Source organism: Enterobacter cloacae complex sp. 2022EL-00981 (assembly GCF_028737495.1).
Classification (GTDB): domain Bacteria; phylum Pseudomonadota; class Gammaproteobacteria; order Enterobacterales; family Enterobacteriaceae; genus Enterobacter; species Enterobacter cloacae.
The window spans coordinates 65,168-78,772 of record NZ_JAQZRK010000008.1 but is presented as its reverse complement, the minus strand read 5'-3'; the positions used below and the strand labels follow the sequence as shown (position 1 = coordinate 78,772).

Sequence of the window (13,605 nt, the reverse complement as noted above, 5' to 3'; positions counted from 1 at the left end):
ACTCAACATGAAAAACGTCATGATAGTCGGGGCAACGCGAACGCCGATTGGCAGTTTTCGCGGTTCGCTCTCTCCCCTTTCCGCCGTTGAACTTGGTGCTGTCGCGGTGCGCCGCCTGCTTGAGGAGAGCTCGCTTTCGGCAGGTGACACAGACGAACTGATTTTTGGGCAGGTGCTGACGGCAGGCTGCGGACAAAACCCGGCACGTCAGACGGCTATCGCCGCCGGGCTGCCCGTCAGTACCCCTGCCACCACGGTCAATCTGGTCTGCGGCGCGGGGCTGAAGGCGGTACAGCTTGCGGCACAGGCTATCCGCTGTGGAGACGCAGAGGTGGTGATCGCGGGCGGTCAGGAGAGCATGAGCAATGCCCCTTACCTGCTGGATGGCGCCCGTTCCGGGCTGCGTTTTGGCCACACAGGCCTGCAGGACAGCATGATCGTCGACGGCCTGTGGGATGCGTTTAACGATTACCACATGGGGATCACCGCGGAAAACGTCGCCCGGCAGCACGGCATTTCACGCGAGCAGCAGGATGCCTTCGCCGCCGGGTCACAGCAAAAGGCGGCGTCTGCCATCGAATCTGCTCGCTTTGAGGCCGAGATTACCCCGGTAACGGTGAAACAGGGCAAGAAGCCGCCATTGGTGATTCGTCATGACGAACAACCCCGACCAGGAACCACCGCAGAGCAGCTTGCGCAACTGCGCCCCGCGTTTCGCCAGGAGGACGGTACGGTCACGGCGGGGAATGCCTCCACCCTGAACGATGGCGCCGCCGCGGTGTTGCTGATGAGCGAAGAAAAAGCGCGGGCGAGCGGACTACCGGTGCTGGGCCGGATCGTGAGCTACGCCGTTACCGGGGTCGACCCGTCCGTAATGGGCATCGGCCCCGTCAGCGCCTGCCAGACCGCGCTGGCGCGGGCAGGCTGGACGCTGGATGAGGTGGATCTCATCGAAGCCAACGAAGCTTTTGCCGCGCAGGCGCTGGCGGTTGGTAACCTGCTCGGCTGGGATGCGCGCAAGGTGAACGTTAACGGTGGCGCTATCGCGCTGGGCCATCCGATTGGTGCATCCGGCTGTCGGATCCTTGTGACGCTGCTGCATGAGATGCAGCGCCGTGACGCCAAAAAAGGGCTGGTCACTCTGTGCATAGGCGGCGGGCAAGGCATTGCGCTGACCGTCGAGCGTTAAACCTCTCGTGAGTACCCGAATATAACAACAGTAAGGAGTCGCAATGAGTGTGTTAATTGCCCTGGCGGCGCTGGCGCTGCTGATGCTGGCGGCCTATCGCGGATATAGCGTTATTCTTTTTGCGCCCATTGCGGCGCTGGGTGCCGTGCTGTTAACCGACCCGGGCGCTGTCGGCCCGACGTTTACCGGCCTGTTTATGGAAAAGATGGTGGGCTTCGTCAAGCTCTACTTCCCGGTGTTCCTGCTGGGCGCCGTGTTTGGCAAGCTGATTGAACTCTCCGGCTTCTCACGCTCCATTGTTGCCGCAGCGATTCAAATCCTTGGCCGCCGCCACGCCATTCCGGTGATTGTGCTGGTCTGCGCACTGTTAACCTACGGCGGCGTGTCGCTCTTTGTGGTGGCGTTTGCCGTTTATCCTTTCGCCGCCGAACTGTTTCGCCAGAGCGGGATCCCCAAACGGCTGATCCCGGCGACCGTGGCGCTGGGGGCGTTCTCGTTCACCATGGACGCCCTGCCCGGCACGCCGCAGATCCAGAATATTATCCCCACCAGCTTCTTCGGCACTAATGCCTGGGCTGCCCCCTGGCTGGGGCTGATTGGCTCGCTTTTTATTATCTGCTTTGGCCTGCTCTGGCTGGAGCGCCAGCGGCGGAAAGCGCTCAATAACAATGAAGGTTACGGCACGGATCTGAAAAACGAACCGGAAACGCCGGAAAACATTAACCTTCCCCATCCGCTGATTGCGATTTCCCCCCTGCTGGTGGTGGGGATCCTCAACCTGCTGTTTACCCGCTGGATCCCCGGCTGGTATGGCACCAGCCACGAGCTGACCCTGCCCGGGCTGGCAAAGCCGATTGTGACCGAGGTCAGCAAGATCACCGCCATCTGGGCCGTGGAAGCCGCGCTGATTTCCGGTATCATGCTGGTGCTGATCTTTGGTTTTCGCAACATCCGGGGACGTCTGGCGGAAGGCAGCCGGACGGCAGTGAGCGGCGCGATCCTGGCGGCGATGAATACCGCCTCGGAATATGGTTTCGGTGCAGTTATCGCCGCCCTGCCCGGCTTTCTGGTCTTATCCCACGCGCTGGCGGCTATTCCGAACCCGTTACTGAATGAAGCGATCAGCGTAACCGTTCTCGCCGGGATCACCGGTTCGGCTTCAGGCGGGATGAGCATTGCGCTGGCGGCCATGGCAGATAGCTTTGTCGCCGCCGCCCATGCCGCGAATATTCCGCTGGAGGTCCTGCACCGGGTGGCTTCTATGGCCAGCGGTGGCATGGATACACTGCCCCATAACGGCGCGGTGATTACGCTGCTTGCCATCACCGGTCTTAGCCATCGTCAGGCCTATGGCGGTATTTTCGCCATCACGATCATCAAAAGTCTGGCGGTGCTTTTTGTCATTGCCGTGTTCTATCTCACCGGCATTGTGTAAGGAGAATAAAATGAATCTGAACGGTAAAACGGCGCTGGTGACCGGCTCGACCAGCGGGATTGGTCTGGGCATCGCCCGCGTACTGGCAAAGGCCGGAGCACAGCTGATCCTCAACGGTTTTGGCGACAGTGACGCAGCAAGAGAAGAGATCGCCCGGCTGGGGAAAAAACCGGGTTATCACGATGCAGATCTGCGTGACGCCCTGCAAATCGATGCGATGATGCGCTACGCCGACACGCAGTTCGGCGGGGTGGATATTCTTATCAATAATGCCGGGATACAGCATGTCGCCCCGGTTGAGGCGTTCCCGGTGGAGAAATGGAACGACATTATTGCCATTAACCTGTCGTCGGTGTTTCACACCAGCCGACTGGCGCTGCCTGCAATGCGCGAGAAAAACTGGGGACGCATCATTAATATCGCCTCCGTGCATGGGCTGGTGGCGTCAAAAGAGAAGTCAGCCTATGTCGCCGCCAAGCACGGGGTGGTCGGTTTTACAAAATCCCTGGCGCTGGAGACTGCCCGCACCGGTATTACTGCTAACGCCATCTGCCCGGGATGGGTGCTTACGCCGCTGGTTCAGCAGCAGATCGACAAACGTATCGCAGAAGGTGTGCCTGCGGATCGGGCTCGCGAGCAGTTGCTTGCGGAGAAACAGCCATCAGGAGAGTTTGTTACGCCAGAACAGCTGGGTGAACTGGCGCTGTTTTTATGTAGTGACAGCGCCGTGCACGTGCGGGGCGCGGCGTGGAATATGGACGGCGGGTGGGTCGCCCAGTGACGTATCGGCCGGGCAAGCCTGTGCTTCCCGGCCATAACATTAGCTTGAGCAGCTGACCTCCAGCCGCTTGCCCCAGTCAGGCGGGCGGCTGACATAATCGTCGTCCCGGTCGGCAAACGGCGTGCGCAACGCTACGTGCAGCCGGTGTAATTCCGCATACTCACCTTGCTCCGCCTGCTCAATCGCCCGCTGCGCCAGCCAGTTGCGCAAGACCATCGCCGGGTTCGCCGCGTTCATCTGCGCCTGCCGGGTCGCGTCATCCACCTGTTCTTGTTGCAGGCGCGCGCGGTAAGTGGCAAACCAGTCGTCAAACGCCTGTCGGTCGATAAACTCATCGCGCAGCGGTGAGGCGGGGCTATGCTGCTCTGTCTGGCCGAGCATACGGAAGGTACGGGTATAGTCGCTGCCCTCACGCGCCATGAGCGCAAACAAGCCATTCAGAATAGCGTTATCGCCCTTCTCCTGCGTCAGCAGCCCCAGCTTGTTGCGCATCAGCGTGCCGTATTCGCGCAGCAATGTCTCCTGATAGCCGTCGAGCGCATCATTCAGGGCATCAACGTCGATAAACGGCGACAGGGATTGCGCCAGACGCTGCAGATTCCACAGCCCTACCGCCGGCTGATTGTCAAAGCTATAGCGCCCCTGATAGTCCGAGTGGTTGCAGATATACCCCGGCTGGTAGTCATCGAGAAAACCAAACGGACCGTAATCAAAGGTCAGCCCCAGAATTGACATGTTGTCGGTGTTCATCACGCCATGAGCAAAGCCTACGGACTGCCAGCGGGCAATCATGATTGCCGTGCGGGCAACCACATCCTGGAACCAGAGGTGGTATTTGTCGGCCTCGTCCTGTAACTGCGGCCAGTGCCGTCGGATGGCGTAATCGGCAAGCTGGCGTACTTTTTCCGGCTCGCGGCGATAATAAAAGTGTTCAAAATGGCCGAAACGCAGATGGCTTTGCGCAATGCGCATCAGCATCGCGCCTTTTTCTACCGTTTCGCGGACCACCGGGGTGTCACTGGTCACTATCGTCAGCGCGCGCGTGGTGGGAATACCCAGCGCATGCATCGCTTCCGACGCCAGACTTTCACGGATGGTTGAGCGCAGTACCGCGCGCCCGTCGCCCATGCGTGAATAGGGTGTGAGACCCGCCCCTTTCAGGTGCCAGTCGACCGTCTCTCCGCCGGGGAGCTGTTGTTCGCCGAGCAGGATCCCACGGCCGTCCCCCAGCTGTCCCGCCCAGACGCCAAACTGGTGTCCGCTATAGACCTGAGCGAGGGGCTGCATGCCATCGAGCAGCGTTTCCCCTCCCCAGACGCCCGTGCCGTCTGAAGGCTGGAACATTTCCGGTGGGATAGCCAGGTCGTTCGCCAGCGAATCGTTATGCCAGACAAGACGGGAATGATGTAATGGTGTTGGTTTGAGTGCGGTATAAAAACCCGGCAACTCGTCATGCCAGTGCGCAGTAAAAGACAGGGTCATAAGTCCTCCTGCTTTTAGTGTAGAGGGTTTACCCGGACTTAAACACGGGCGAAAGAAAGGGTTATCACTGAACCAGCGTGGTGACGCGCTCTGCAGTTACGGCAGGCCACAGCGCCCCCTGCATGGCACCAAAGTTGAAGGATAAAACGCGCTGCAACAGGGCATGATCGTCAATACCGGCGACGAGCACAGACTGACAATGTGACGTTATTTGCCACAGAATAGCGCGCATAAAGGGCTCAAAAGAAAGCGCTGCCGCGTGCTGCTGGATAAACCCTTTGTCCAGAATGACACGTTTAAACAAACCATCATAAACGGCTTTAAGCGAGGCTTCACCGGCACCAAAGTTTGCCAGCACCAGCGGAAAATGAATCGCCATTCTCGCCAGTTCGGGATCGTCTTTTCCGTTATTTAAACCTGGATAATTCTCATTAACAGTAAACTCAAGAAACGGATAACGCTCAAGTATTGAAACAGCGTTCCCATTACTTAATAAAAACTCAACTATTACAGGTGTAATATTGATCCATGCAATTAACTGATGCTGAATAAAAAACAGTTTGCAGGTATCAAGCAATTGCAGTTTTTCTTGAAACAGCGCTAACTCTTCTGCCGGTGTCAGACGCGGGATAACGAGTTCAGTGGGGATCCGTACATCGCTGCCGACGCCAGTAAAGTTAACCGTCACCTCTAATCCTTTAAGCTCACCGGCATTATTGCGGGCAGGCTGGAGCAACAGCTCAGACTGGTAGGCATTATCTAACGTAATAATCATTGCACTCGCCCCGCATTAAAGATGAGAGAGGACATCCTGGAGCAATTGCTGACACAATTCCACTGTCTTGATTTTAATAAGTTTAATTTCATTAGATCCGTATTAATTTTCAGATTTATCCCTGAATCTAAAATAATCTTATCCTGGTTGCTGCGTAATAGCCAGTTTTAGATAAAACAGACACATAAGGACATAAGTAATTTGTTGTAAATTTAACTTTAATCATCTTATTTGCAAAAAAACGGCATGGTTTAATTGTGCCATGCCGTCAGAAATGCGTGGTCGGTGGCGGACTAAATACGTCGTGCCTGCCAGAAATTTTTACGCCAGTAAACATTATCGAGGGAAGAACGCATCACCCCACGACTGGTCGAGGCATGAATAAACTGGTTATCCGTATCATAAATGCCAACATGCAGACCACTTTCACCCGAGCCGGTTTTGAAAAAAACCAGGTCGCCGGGTAACAACTCATCTTTATCAATTTCGGTACCGATTTCAGCCTGTTTGCGCGTTTCGCGCGGAAGCTGCAAATCAAACTTATCCCGGAACGTCATCAGCACAAAGCCGGAGCAATCCACCCCACCGCGACTCATGCCACCGTAGCGATACGGTGTCCCGCGCCAGTTGCTCAGCTGATCGTTCAGGCTGGCAATCACGGTGATTGAATCTGAAAGTCGTGGGTTAGGCGGCGGTGCGCGATGGCTACTGCATCCCGCAAGAAATAACGCTGCCACCATGAGAAACCAGAATCGCATGTCCAGACGAATCCTCTGCTTTTTTTATTCTTTTCGTAATTTAGCGTGCAATGGCGCTAACAGGCAAGAAACGGTTACTCGTGTGCGGTAGAAATCAGCATCTTATGCCCTTCGATATCCAGCCTGCGGAACGGCATATGGTAAGCACGAGCGAGATTTGGCGGCGTAAGGACGCTATCGCGCGTGCCGCTGGCAATCATCTTCCCGCGCGCCAGAAGCCAGACGCTGTGCGCATGGCGCAGCGTATGGTTCAGGTCATGGCTGCTCATCACCACGGCAATGCCTTGTCGACACAGCGCGCTGAGGAGCGTGTCCAGCGCCGCCTGTTGCGCCACGTCCAGACCGCTCATCGGCTCGTCCAGCAACAACAGTCGCCCGTGAGGGTTGCCCGCCGGATGGATCTGAAGGATCACCGCCGCCAGACGGACGCGCTGCCACTCGCCACCGGAAAGCTGGCTGGCATGCCGGGAAAGTTTGTCCTCTAACCCCAACGCTGCCGCCACTTTGGTGAGCAGCGCGGTCTGCTGTTTATCGTGCAGATGCAGCATCAGATAGTGCCAGACCGGCATCGCAAACGGCGGGACCTGCTGCTGAACAAGGTAGCTCCGCCGGTGCGCCAGCGCGACCGCCGACCAGTCACCAAGGGGGCTATCGAGCAAGGTGATCGAGCCTGGCCCGACGGTCAGCCCCGCCATGCGCGCCAGCAGCGTACTCTTCCCTGCCCCGTTCGGCCCCACCAGATGCAGGATTTCACCTGCACGGATGGCAGCCATCACCGGCTCCAGACGCCCCGTCTCGGCAACGTCCGTGAGCTGCATCAGCTGCGTCATTATTTCGCCAGCGCCAGCTTGATTGACTCCATGACGATAGGATCTTCAGGCGTCATATCCGGAGAAAAACGCTGAACGACCTGGCCGTCACGACCAATCAGGAATTTTTCGAAATTCCACAGGATGTCGTCCGGATAGAGCGGTGCTCGCCCTTTGCTGGCCATACGCTCGTAAAAGCCACTGCCTTCCGGTGCCACGGCGGTCGGCGCGGCGGCCACCAGTTTGGCATACAGCGGGTGACGAGTTTCGCCATTCACATCAATTTTGCTGAACATCGGGAACGTCACGCCATAGGTGGTGCTGCAAAACGTTTTGATCTCCTCTTCGCTGCCCGGCTCCTGACCCAGGAACTGATTGCACGGGAAGCCCAGTACGGTAAAGCCGTCTTTCTCCCAGGCTTTCTGAATGTTCTCCAGCTGCTCGTACTGCGGCGTCAGACCACATTTGGAGGCCACGTTCACAATGAGCAACACGTTGCCTTTGTAGCGTTCCAGGGTGGTTTTGTCCCCGTCGATGGTGGTCACTTCGGTATTCAGAATATCAGACTGCATAGCATTTCCTCAGGTTATCGATTTAACGTCCAGCTTTTAATAGTAGCCAGATAAACACCGGCGCGCCCAGCGTGGCGGTGACCACACCGATGGGCAACTCAGCGGCGTTCAGGGCGAGCCTGGCGATGATATCCGCCACCAGCAGCGTTGCCGCACCGGCCACTGCCGAGGCGGGAAGTAAGATTCGATGGTCGGTGATGCCACACAGACGCAGCATGTGCGGGATAACCAGCCCGATAAAGCCAATCGCCCCCGCCAGCGCCACGCTCACTCCCACCAGCCAGCCGATTGCAATCACCAGCGCATTGCGCCAGACGCCAATCGGCATCCCGAGCTGGCGGGCTGAGGTTTCACCAAGAGCGAGAATATTCAGCGGCTGCGACTGCACGCCCGCCCACAGTATGACCGGGACCAGCAGCACCATCAGCCAGCCCTGCCGCCAGTCTACGCCGCCAAACCCGCCCATCATCCAGTACATCAGCTGACGCAGATCGAACGAGGTGGAGAAGTAGACCGCCCAGGTCATCAACGCGCTGCAGATGATCCCCAACGCAACCCCGGCAAGCAGCAGCCGACTGGTTGATAAATGGCGTCGTGCGAAGCGCAGGAGAATAAGAGTGATCAGCAATGCCCCGAGAATGGCGCTGAGGCTAACGCCCCAGGGGGAAAGCGCCCCACCGCCGAGCATCACCGCGGCAATCAGCCCTACACCGGCGCCATTTGAGACACCGAGCAGCCCCGGCTCTGCCAGAGGGTTTTCAAACAACGCCTGCATAATGGTGCCTGAGAGCGCCAGCGCGGCACCGACCAGGATCACCGCCAGCGTGCGCGGCAGACGAATTTGCCAGACGAAAAGCTGCCCTTCAGGACCAAACCAGCGTGCCGGGCTTAGCCACTGGTCGCCGGCACACAGGCTAAAACTGGCGGCAACAAAAAGCAGCAGTACCAGCAAAAGCAGGTGGCGTCGATCGGAACGCTGTTGGCGATGGGCAAAATCAAGCATGTGTACGGTTTTATTAGCGTGAGATGTAATTGATTTTACGGCGGGTTTGCCAGCGAGAGCAAAGAAAAAAGGCCGCGAGAGCGGCCTTTTTAGTTAGTTCATATTACTCTGTTTTGGGCGTTGCGTTTTCGACACGGCTTTTTAACTTCTGTCCGGGTCTGAAGGTCACCACGCGGCGGGCTGTAATGGGAATATCTTCCCCCGTCTTCGGGTTACGGCCCGGACGTTGGTTTTTGTCTCGCAAATCAAAATTGCCAAAGCCGGAGAGTTTTACCTGCTCACCATTTTCCAGAGCACGACGGATCTCTTCGAAAAACAGCTCTACCAGCTCTTTGGCATCCCGTTTGCTAAGCCCAAGCTTATCAAACAGATATTCTGACATTTCAGCTTTTGTAAGCGCCATAGGTTCAATCCCTCAATGATGCCTGGAATCGCTCTTTTAATGCCTCTACACATTTGGCGACGGTAGCGGCAATCTCCTCTTCTTCGAGTGTACGGCTGGTATCCTGAAGGATAAGGCTGATAGCGAGGCTCTTGAAACCTTCTGCTACGCCCTTGCCGCGGTACACGTCAAATAAGTTTACGCCAACTACCTGATTTACGCCAACTTTCTTACACTCGGCCAAAATATCTGCTGCAGGCACGTTTTCAGCGACCACAACCGCGATATCACGGCGGTTTGCCGGGAAGCGAGAGACGTCCTGCGCCTGTGGAATCACGCGGTCTGCAACCGGACTCCATTCCAGCTCAAACACGATGGTACGGCCGTTCAGGTCCAGTTTACGTTCCAGCTCAGGATGAACAACACCAATAAAACCAATGCGTTTGCCCGCTAAATAGATAGCCGCACTTTGGCCCGGATGGAGTGCCGGAATGGCTTCTGCACGGAATTCAATTTCAGATAATTTACCGGTCAGATCGAGAATTGCTTCCAGATCGCCCTTCATATCGTAGAAATCAACCGTGCCTTTTGCCAGGTCCCAGTGCTCTTCATAGCGATTACCGCTGATGGCGCCAGCCAGCATGAGATCCTGACGGATGCCTAAATTTGCCTGATTATCCGGCACAAAGCGCAAACCGCTTTCAAAAATTCGCACACGGTTTTGCTGACGATTCTGGTTGTAGACAATCGTGCCCAGCAGGCCGGTCCACAGAGACAGGCGCATTGCCGACATCTCGCTGGAGATCGGGCTTGGCAGGATCAGCGCTTCCTGGCCTGGATGGATCAGCTGCTGCAGCTTAGGATCGACAAAGCTGTAGGTGATCACTTCCTGATAACCTTTGTCGTTCAGCATGGTTTTCACACGCTTCAGGGAGAGATCGGCTTCACGGTGGGAGCCCATCACCAGACCGGCCTGTACCGGCTCGTCAGGGATGTTGTTGTAGCCGTAGACGCGGGCCACTTCTTCCACCAGATCTTCTTCAATCTCCATGTCGAAACGCCATGACGGCGCAACGGCTTTCCACTCGTCCTGCCCTTCCGTCACGTCGCAACCCAGACGCTTCAGAATATCGGTGACCTGTGCATCGGCAACGTGGTGGCCAATCAGGCGATCCAATTTGCTGCGACGCAGGGTAATGGTCGCGCGCTTCGGCAGGGTGTTTTCGTTGGTCACATCAATAACCGGGCCCGCTTCGCCGCCGCAGATGTCGATCAGCAGACGGGTCGCACGTTCCATCGCTTTGTACTGCAGCGCCGGGTCAACGCCGCGCTCGTAGCGGTGAGAGGCATCGGTGTGCAGACCATGACGACGTGCGCGACCGGTAATAGAGAGCGGGCTGAAGAAGGCACATTCCAGCAGAACGTTTTGCGTTTCATCGTTCACGCCAGAGTGTTCGCCACCGAAGATCCCGCCCATCGCCAGCGCCTTACCGTGATCGGCAATCACCAGCGTGTCGGCATTCAGTTTTGCTTCGCTGCCGTCCAGCAGAACCAGGGTTTCACCCTCTTTCGCCATACGCACGATAATCCCGCCGTCGATACGATCTTTATCGAATGCGTGCATTGGCTGGCCCAGTTCCAGCAGAACATAGTTGGTCACGTCAACAACCGCATCAATAGAACGGATACCGCAGCGACGCAGTTTTTCTTTCATCCACAGCGGGGTCGGCGCTTTGACGTTGATACCTTTCACCACACGACCGAGGTAGCGTGGGCAGGCTTCAGGCGCGTCTACCTGAATAGGCAGGACGTCGCTGATGGTAGCAGCAACCGGGACAATCTCCGGCGCGTTCAGTTCGGTCTGGTTCAGCACCGCAACATCGCGAGCCACGCCGATAATCCCTAAGCAGTCCGCACGGTTTGGCGTCACGCTGATTTCGATGGTGTTGTCATCGAGCTTCAGGTATTCGCGGATATCGGTGCCGATTGGCGCATCCAGCGGCAGTTCAATAATGCCGTTGTGATCGTCGGAAATACCCAGCTCGGAGAACGAGCACAGCATGCCTTCAGACGGCTCGCCGCGCAGTTTGGCCGCTTTAATTTTGAAATCGCCCGGCAGCACCGCGCCGACAGTCGCCACGGCCACTTTCAGACCCTGACGGCAGTTTGGCGCGCCGCAGACGATATCCAGCAGACGATCGCCACCCACATTAACTTTGGTGACGCGCAATTTGTCAGCGTTAGGATGCTGACCGCATTCAACCACTTCGCCCACGACCACGCCGGTGAAGGCGCCAGAAACCGGCTCTACACCGTCAACTTCCAGACCCGCCATGGTGATCTGGTTGGAAAGCGCTTCGCTGTCCAGCGTGGTGTTCACCCATTCGCGTAACCACAGTTCACTGAATTTCATTGTTCTGTCCTGCCCTTATTTAAACTGTTTGAGGAAACGCAGATCGTTTTCGAAGAATGCACGCAAATCGGTCACGCCATAACGCAGCATGGTCAGACGCTCCATGCCCATCCCAAACGCAAAGCCGGAGTAAACTTCCGGGTCGATACCCACGTTGCGCAGTACGTTAGGATGCACCATGCCGCAGCCCAGCACTTCCAGCCATTTGCCGTTTTTGCCCATCACGTCCACTTCCGCAGACGGTTCGGTGAACGGGAAATAGGACGGACGGAAACGAACCTGCAGATCTTCCTCAAAGAAGTTGTTCAGGAAGTCGTGCAGCGTGCCTTTCAGGTTGGTGAAGCTGATGTTTTTATCAACGATCAGCCCTTCCATCTGGTGGAACATTGGGGTGTGGGTCTGATCGTAATCGTTACGGTAGACGCGGCCCGGTGCAATGATACGGATCGGGGGTTCCTGCTCCTTCATGGTACGGATCTGTACGCCGGAGGTCTGAGTACGCAGCAGACGGGTGGCGTCGAACCAGAAAGTGTCGTGGTCAGCACGTGCCGGATGATGGCCTGGAATGTTCAGAGCGTCGAAGTTATGGTAATCATCTTCGATTTCCGGGCCAGTCGCCACGGTAAAGCCGAGCTCACCGAAGAAACTTTCAATACGATCGATGGTGCGGGTCACCGGATGCAGGCCACCGTTTTCGATACGGCGCCCAGGCAGAGAAACATCGATCGTCTCTGCCGCCAGACGCGCATTCAGCACGGCACTTTCCAGCGCCGCTTTACGCGCATTCAGAGCCTGTTGCACCTGCTCTTTGGCTTCGTTTATCACCGCACCGGCTGCCGGGCGCTCTTCCGGCGGCAACTCACGCAGGGTAGTCATTTGAAGGGTCAGATGCCCTTTCTTACCCAGATATTCGACGCGGACATTGTCTAACGCGGCAACATCTGAGGCCTGATTAATGGCGGCTGTTGCACTGGCAACCAGCTCTGCGAGATGTGACATGATTTTCCTCATTATGTCGGTACAGACACCGATTTGGTGGACGTATTCTCTCAAATTCAGGCACAAAAAAAGCCTCCATCGGGAGGCTTATCTGGCGCTGTTTTTCGTTTCATCTTTCACGCGCTAGCCTCCTGAAGTCAGGTGCTAAAGTAAAAGAAGAAGCGGAAAATAGCAGCATTCATGCTTGCGTTACCTTGTGTGGTAAAAACCGTTAAGACCTTATTGAAAAGCCTGCACGGATAAAAGTCAATCTTCTGATAAGGTTATACCCTAAATAATTCGGAACGAACGCAGCCAACGCAGGTACAGCTTGAAGTATGACGGGTATATGAAAAGAGGGAGCCAGGCCCCCTCTCTCAACTGGCTTATGCCAGTGCTGCTTTCGCTTTTTCGACCAGCGCGGTGAACGCGACTTTGTCGAATACTGCGATGTCAGCCAGGATCTTACGGTCGATTTCAACAGAGGCTTTTTTCAGGCCGTTGATGAATTTGCTGTAAGAAATACCGTTCTGACGTGCTGCTGCGTTGATACGCGCAATCCACAGTTGACGGAACTGACGCTTACGCTGACGACGGTCACGGTAAGCGTACTGACCTGCTTTGATAACAGCCTGGAAGGCAACGCGGTATACGCGTGAACGCGCACCGTAGTAGCCTTTAGCTTGTTTCAAAATTTTCTTGTGACGTGCACGTGCAATTACACCACGTTTTACGCGAGCCATGTGTGCTCTCCTGTATCTATTCTAAGTTAAAAAAGTTAAACGTTAACGACTTATGCGTACGGCAGGCACGCGATAACCAGGCCCAGATCGCCTTTAGAAACCATGGCTTTTGGACGCAGGTGACGTTTACGCTTGGTAGCTTTCTTAGTCAGAATGTGACGCAGGTTAGCGTGCTTGTGCTTAAAACCACCTTTACCGGTTTTTTTGAAGCGCTTAGCAGCACCGCGTACGGTCTTAATTTTTGGCATTTTAATAACTTCCACTTCGCATTGTTAAATAAACGAA

The 13,605-nt window shown here is 56.1% G+C and carries 15 protein-coding genes and 1 other annotated feature; of the genes, 3 read left to right on the top strand and 12 right to left on the bottom strand.

Annotated elements, in window-relative coordinates:
• The first annotated feature begins 7 nt into the window (after positions 1-7).
• From PUZ33_RS09680 to PUZ33_RS09670, 3 genes are read left to right on the top strand one after another with little or no spacing between them, the layout of a single operon-like run.
• On the top strand, positions 8-1,189 hold the full coding sequence (locus PUZ33_RS09680; RefSeq protein WP_023620699.1) for an acetyl-CoA C-acetyltransferase: 1,182 nt from the start codon (positions 8-10) through the stop codon (positions 1,187-1,189).
• 43 nt (positions 1,190-1,232) lie between these two features.
• Entirely contained in the window at positions 1,233-2,624 is a 1,392-nt protein-coding gene (locus PUZ33_RS09675; protein ID WP_058681455.1) for a GntP family permease, read from the top strand.
• Positions 2,625-2,634: 10 nt separating this feature from the next.
• Positions 2,635-3,405 (top strand): 3-hydroxybutyrate dehydrogenase, encoded by a 771-nt coding sequence (locus PUZ33_RS09670; protein WP_013096993.1) that lies wholly within the window; start codon positions 2,635-2,637, stop codon positions 3,403-3,405.
• A gap of 39 nt (positions 3,406-3,444) precedes the next feature.
• Here PUZ33_RS09670 and selO read toward each other — a convergent pair whose 3' ends face one another.
• From selO to rpmI, 12 genes are all read right to left on the bottom strand, one after another.
• A complete protein-coding gene (gene selO, locus PUZ33_RS09665) occupies positions 3,445-4,887 on the bottom strand; it encodes a protein adenylyltransferase SelO (RefSeq protein ID WP_058681454.1) in 1,443 nt (480 codons plus the stop codon).
• A 64-nt stretch (positions 4,888-4,951) separates the two neighbouring features.
• Complete coding sequence (locus PUZ33_RS09660) at positions 4,952-5,662, bottom strand: EAL domain-containing protein (RefSeq protein ID WP_020688361.1); 711 nt, start codon at positions 5,660-5,662, stop codon at positions 4,952-4,954.
• Positions 5,663-5,955: 293 nt separating this feature from the next.
• Positions 5,956-6,420, bottom strand: coding sequence for a C40 family peptidase (locus tag PUZ33_RS09655; RefSeq protein ID WP_023620702.1), 465 nt, complete (start codon positions 6,418-6,420; stop codon positions 5,956-5,958).
• Positions 6,421-6,494: 74 nt separating this feature from the next.
• The gene (gene btuD / locus PUZ33_RS09650) at positions 6,495-7,250 is read right to left on the bottom strand and encodes a vitamin B12 ABC transporter ATP-binding protein BtuD (protein WP_058681453.1); all 756 of its coding nucleotides are present in this window, start codon (positions 7,248-7,250) and stop codon (positions 6,495-6,497) included.
• Positions 7,250-7,801 (bottom strand): glutathione peroxidase, encoded by a 552-nt coding sequence (locus PUZ33_RS09645; protein WP_058681452.1) that lies wholly within the window; start codon positions 7,799-7,801, stop codon positions 7,250-7,252. Before PUZ33_RS09645 ends, btuD begins: the two co-directional genes overlap by 1 nt.
• Positions 7,802-7,823: 22 nt before the next feature.
• Positions 7,824-8,804 (bottom strand): vitamin B12 ABC transporter permease BtuC, encoded by a 981-nt coding sequence (gene btuC / locus PUZ33_RS09640; RefSeq protein WP_058681451.1) that lies wholly within the window; start codon positions 8,802-8,804, stop codon positions 7,824-7,826.
• A 103-nt stretch (positions 8,805-8,907) separates the two neighbouring features.
• On the bottom strand, positions 8,908-9,207 hold the full coding sequence (gene ihfA / locus PUZ33_RS09635; protein WP_013097001.1) for an integration host factor subunit alpha: 300 nt from the start codon (positions 9,205-9,207) through the stop codon (positions 8,908-8,910).
• A 4-nt stretch (positions 9,208-9,211) separates the two neighbouring features.
• Positions 9,212-11,599, bottom strand: a complete 2,388-nt coding sequence (gene pheT, locus PUZ33_RS09630) for a phenylalanine--tRNA ligase subunit beta (RefSeq protein WP_058681450.1) — start codon at positions 11,597-11,599, stop codon at positions 9,212-9,214.
• A gap of 15 nt (positions 11,600-11,614) precedes the next feature.
• Positions 11,615-12,598 (bottom strand): phenylalanine--tRNA ligase subunit alpha, encoded by a 984-nt coding sequence (gene pheS, locus PUZ33_RS09625; RefSeq protein WP_013097003.1) that lies wholly within the window; start codon positions 12,596-12,598, stop codon positions 11,615-11,617.
• Positions 12,599-12,660: 62 nt separating this feature from the next.
• Positions 12,661-12,785: a sequence feature (Phe leader region), on the bottom strand.
• Positions 12,736-12,780 carry a pheST operon leader peptide PheM gene (gene pheM, locus PUZ33_RS09620; RefSeq protein WP_001386830.1) on the bottom strand — a complete coding sequence of 15 codons (45 nt, stop codon included), beginning with the start codon at positions 12,778-12,780 and terminating at the stop codon, positions 12,736-12,738. Its footprint overlaps the feature before it by 45 nt.
• Before the next feature lie 178 nt (positions 12,786-12,963).
• The gene (rplT, locus tag PUZ33_RS09615; RefSeq protein WP_000124850.1) at positions 12,964-13,320 is read right to left on the bottom strand and encodes a 50S ribosomal protein L20; all 357 of its coding nucleotides are present in this window, start codon (positions 13,318-13,320) and stop codon (positions 12,964-12,966) included.
• A gap of 50 nt (positions 13,321-13,370) precedes the next feature.
• Positions 13,371-13,568, bottom strand: a complete 198-nt coding sequence (gene rpmI, locus PUZ33_RS09610; RefSeq protein ID WP_001124225.1) for a 50S ribosomal protein L35 — start codon at positions 13,566-13,568, stop codon at positions 13,371-13,373.
• Positions 13,569-13,605: the final 37 nt, after the last annotated feature.

Coding starts and splice junctions, on each gene's coding strand:
- PUZ33_RS09680 (WP_023620699.1), top strand. CDS start 8: ATGAAAAACGTCATGATAGTCGGGGCAACGCGAACGCCGATTGGCAGT.
- PUZ33_RS09675 (WP_058681455.1), top strand. CDS start 1,233: ATGAGTGTGTTAATTGCCCTGGCGGCGCTGGCGCTGCTGATGCTGGCG.
- PUZ33_RS09670 (WP_013096993.1), top strand. CDS start 2,635: ATGAATCTGAACGGTAAAACGGCGCTGGTGACCGGCTCGACCAGCGGG.
- selO (WP_058681454.1), bottom strand. CDS start 4,887: ATGACCCTGTCTTTTACTGCGCACTGGCATGACGAGTTGCCGGGTTTT.
- PUZ33_RS09660 (WP_020688361.1), bottom strand. CDS start 5,662: ATGATTATTACGTTAGATAATGCCTACCAGTCTGAGCTGTTGCTCCAG.
- PUZ33_RS09655 (WP_023620702.1), bottom strand. CDS start 6,420: ATGCGATTCTGGTTTCTCATGGTGGCAGCGTTATTTCTTGCGGGATGC.
- btuD (WP_058681453.1), bottom strand. CDS start 7,250: ATGACGCAGCTGATGCAGCTCACGGACGTTGCCGAGACGGGGCGTCTG.
- PUZ33_RS09645 (WP_058681452.1), bottom strand. CDS start 7,801: ATGCAGTCTGATATTCTGAATACCGAAGTGACCACCATCGACGGGGAC.
- btuC (WP_058681451.1), bottom strand. CDS start 8,804: ATGCTTGATTTTGCCCATCGCCAACAGCGTTCCGATCGACGCCACCTG.
- ihfA (WP_013097001.1), bottom strand. CDS start 9,207: ATGGCGCTTACAAAAGCTGAAATGTCAGAATATCTGTTTGATAAGCTT.
- pheT (WP_058681450.1), bottom strand. CDS start 11,599: ATGAAATTCAGTGAACTGTGGTTACGCGAATGGGTGAACACCACGCTG.
- pheS (WP_013097003.1), bottom strand. CDS start 12,598: ATGTCACATCTCGCAGAGCTGGTTGCCAGTGCAACAGCCGCCATTAAT.
- rplT (WP_000124850.1), bottom strand. CDS start 13,320: ATGGCTCGCGTAAAACGTGGTGTAATTGCACGTGCACGTCACAAGAAA.
- rpmI (WP_001124225.1), bottom strand. CDS start 13,568: ATGCCAAAAATTAAGACCGTACGCGGTGCTGCTAAGCGCTTCAAAAAA.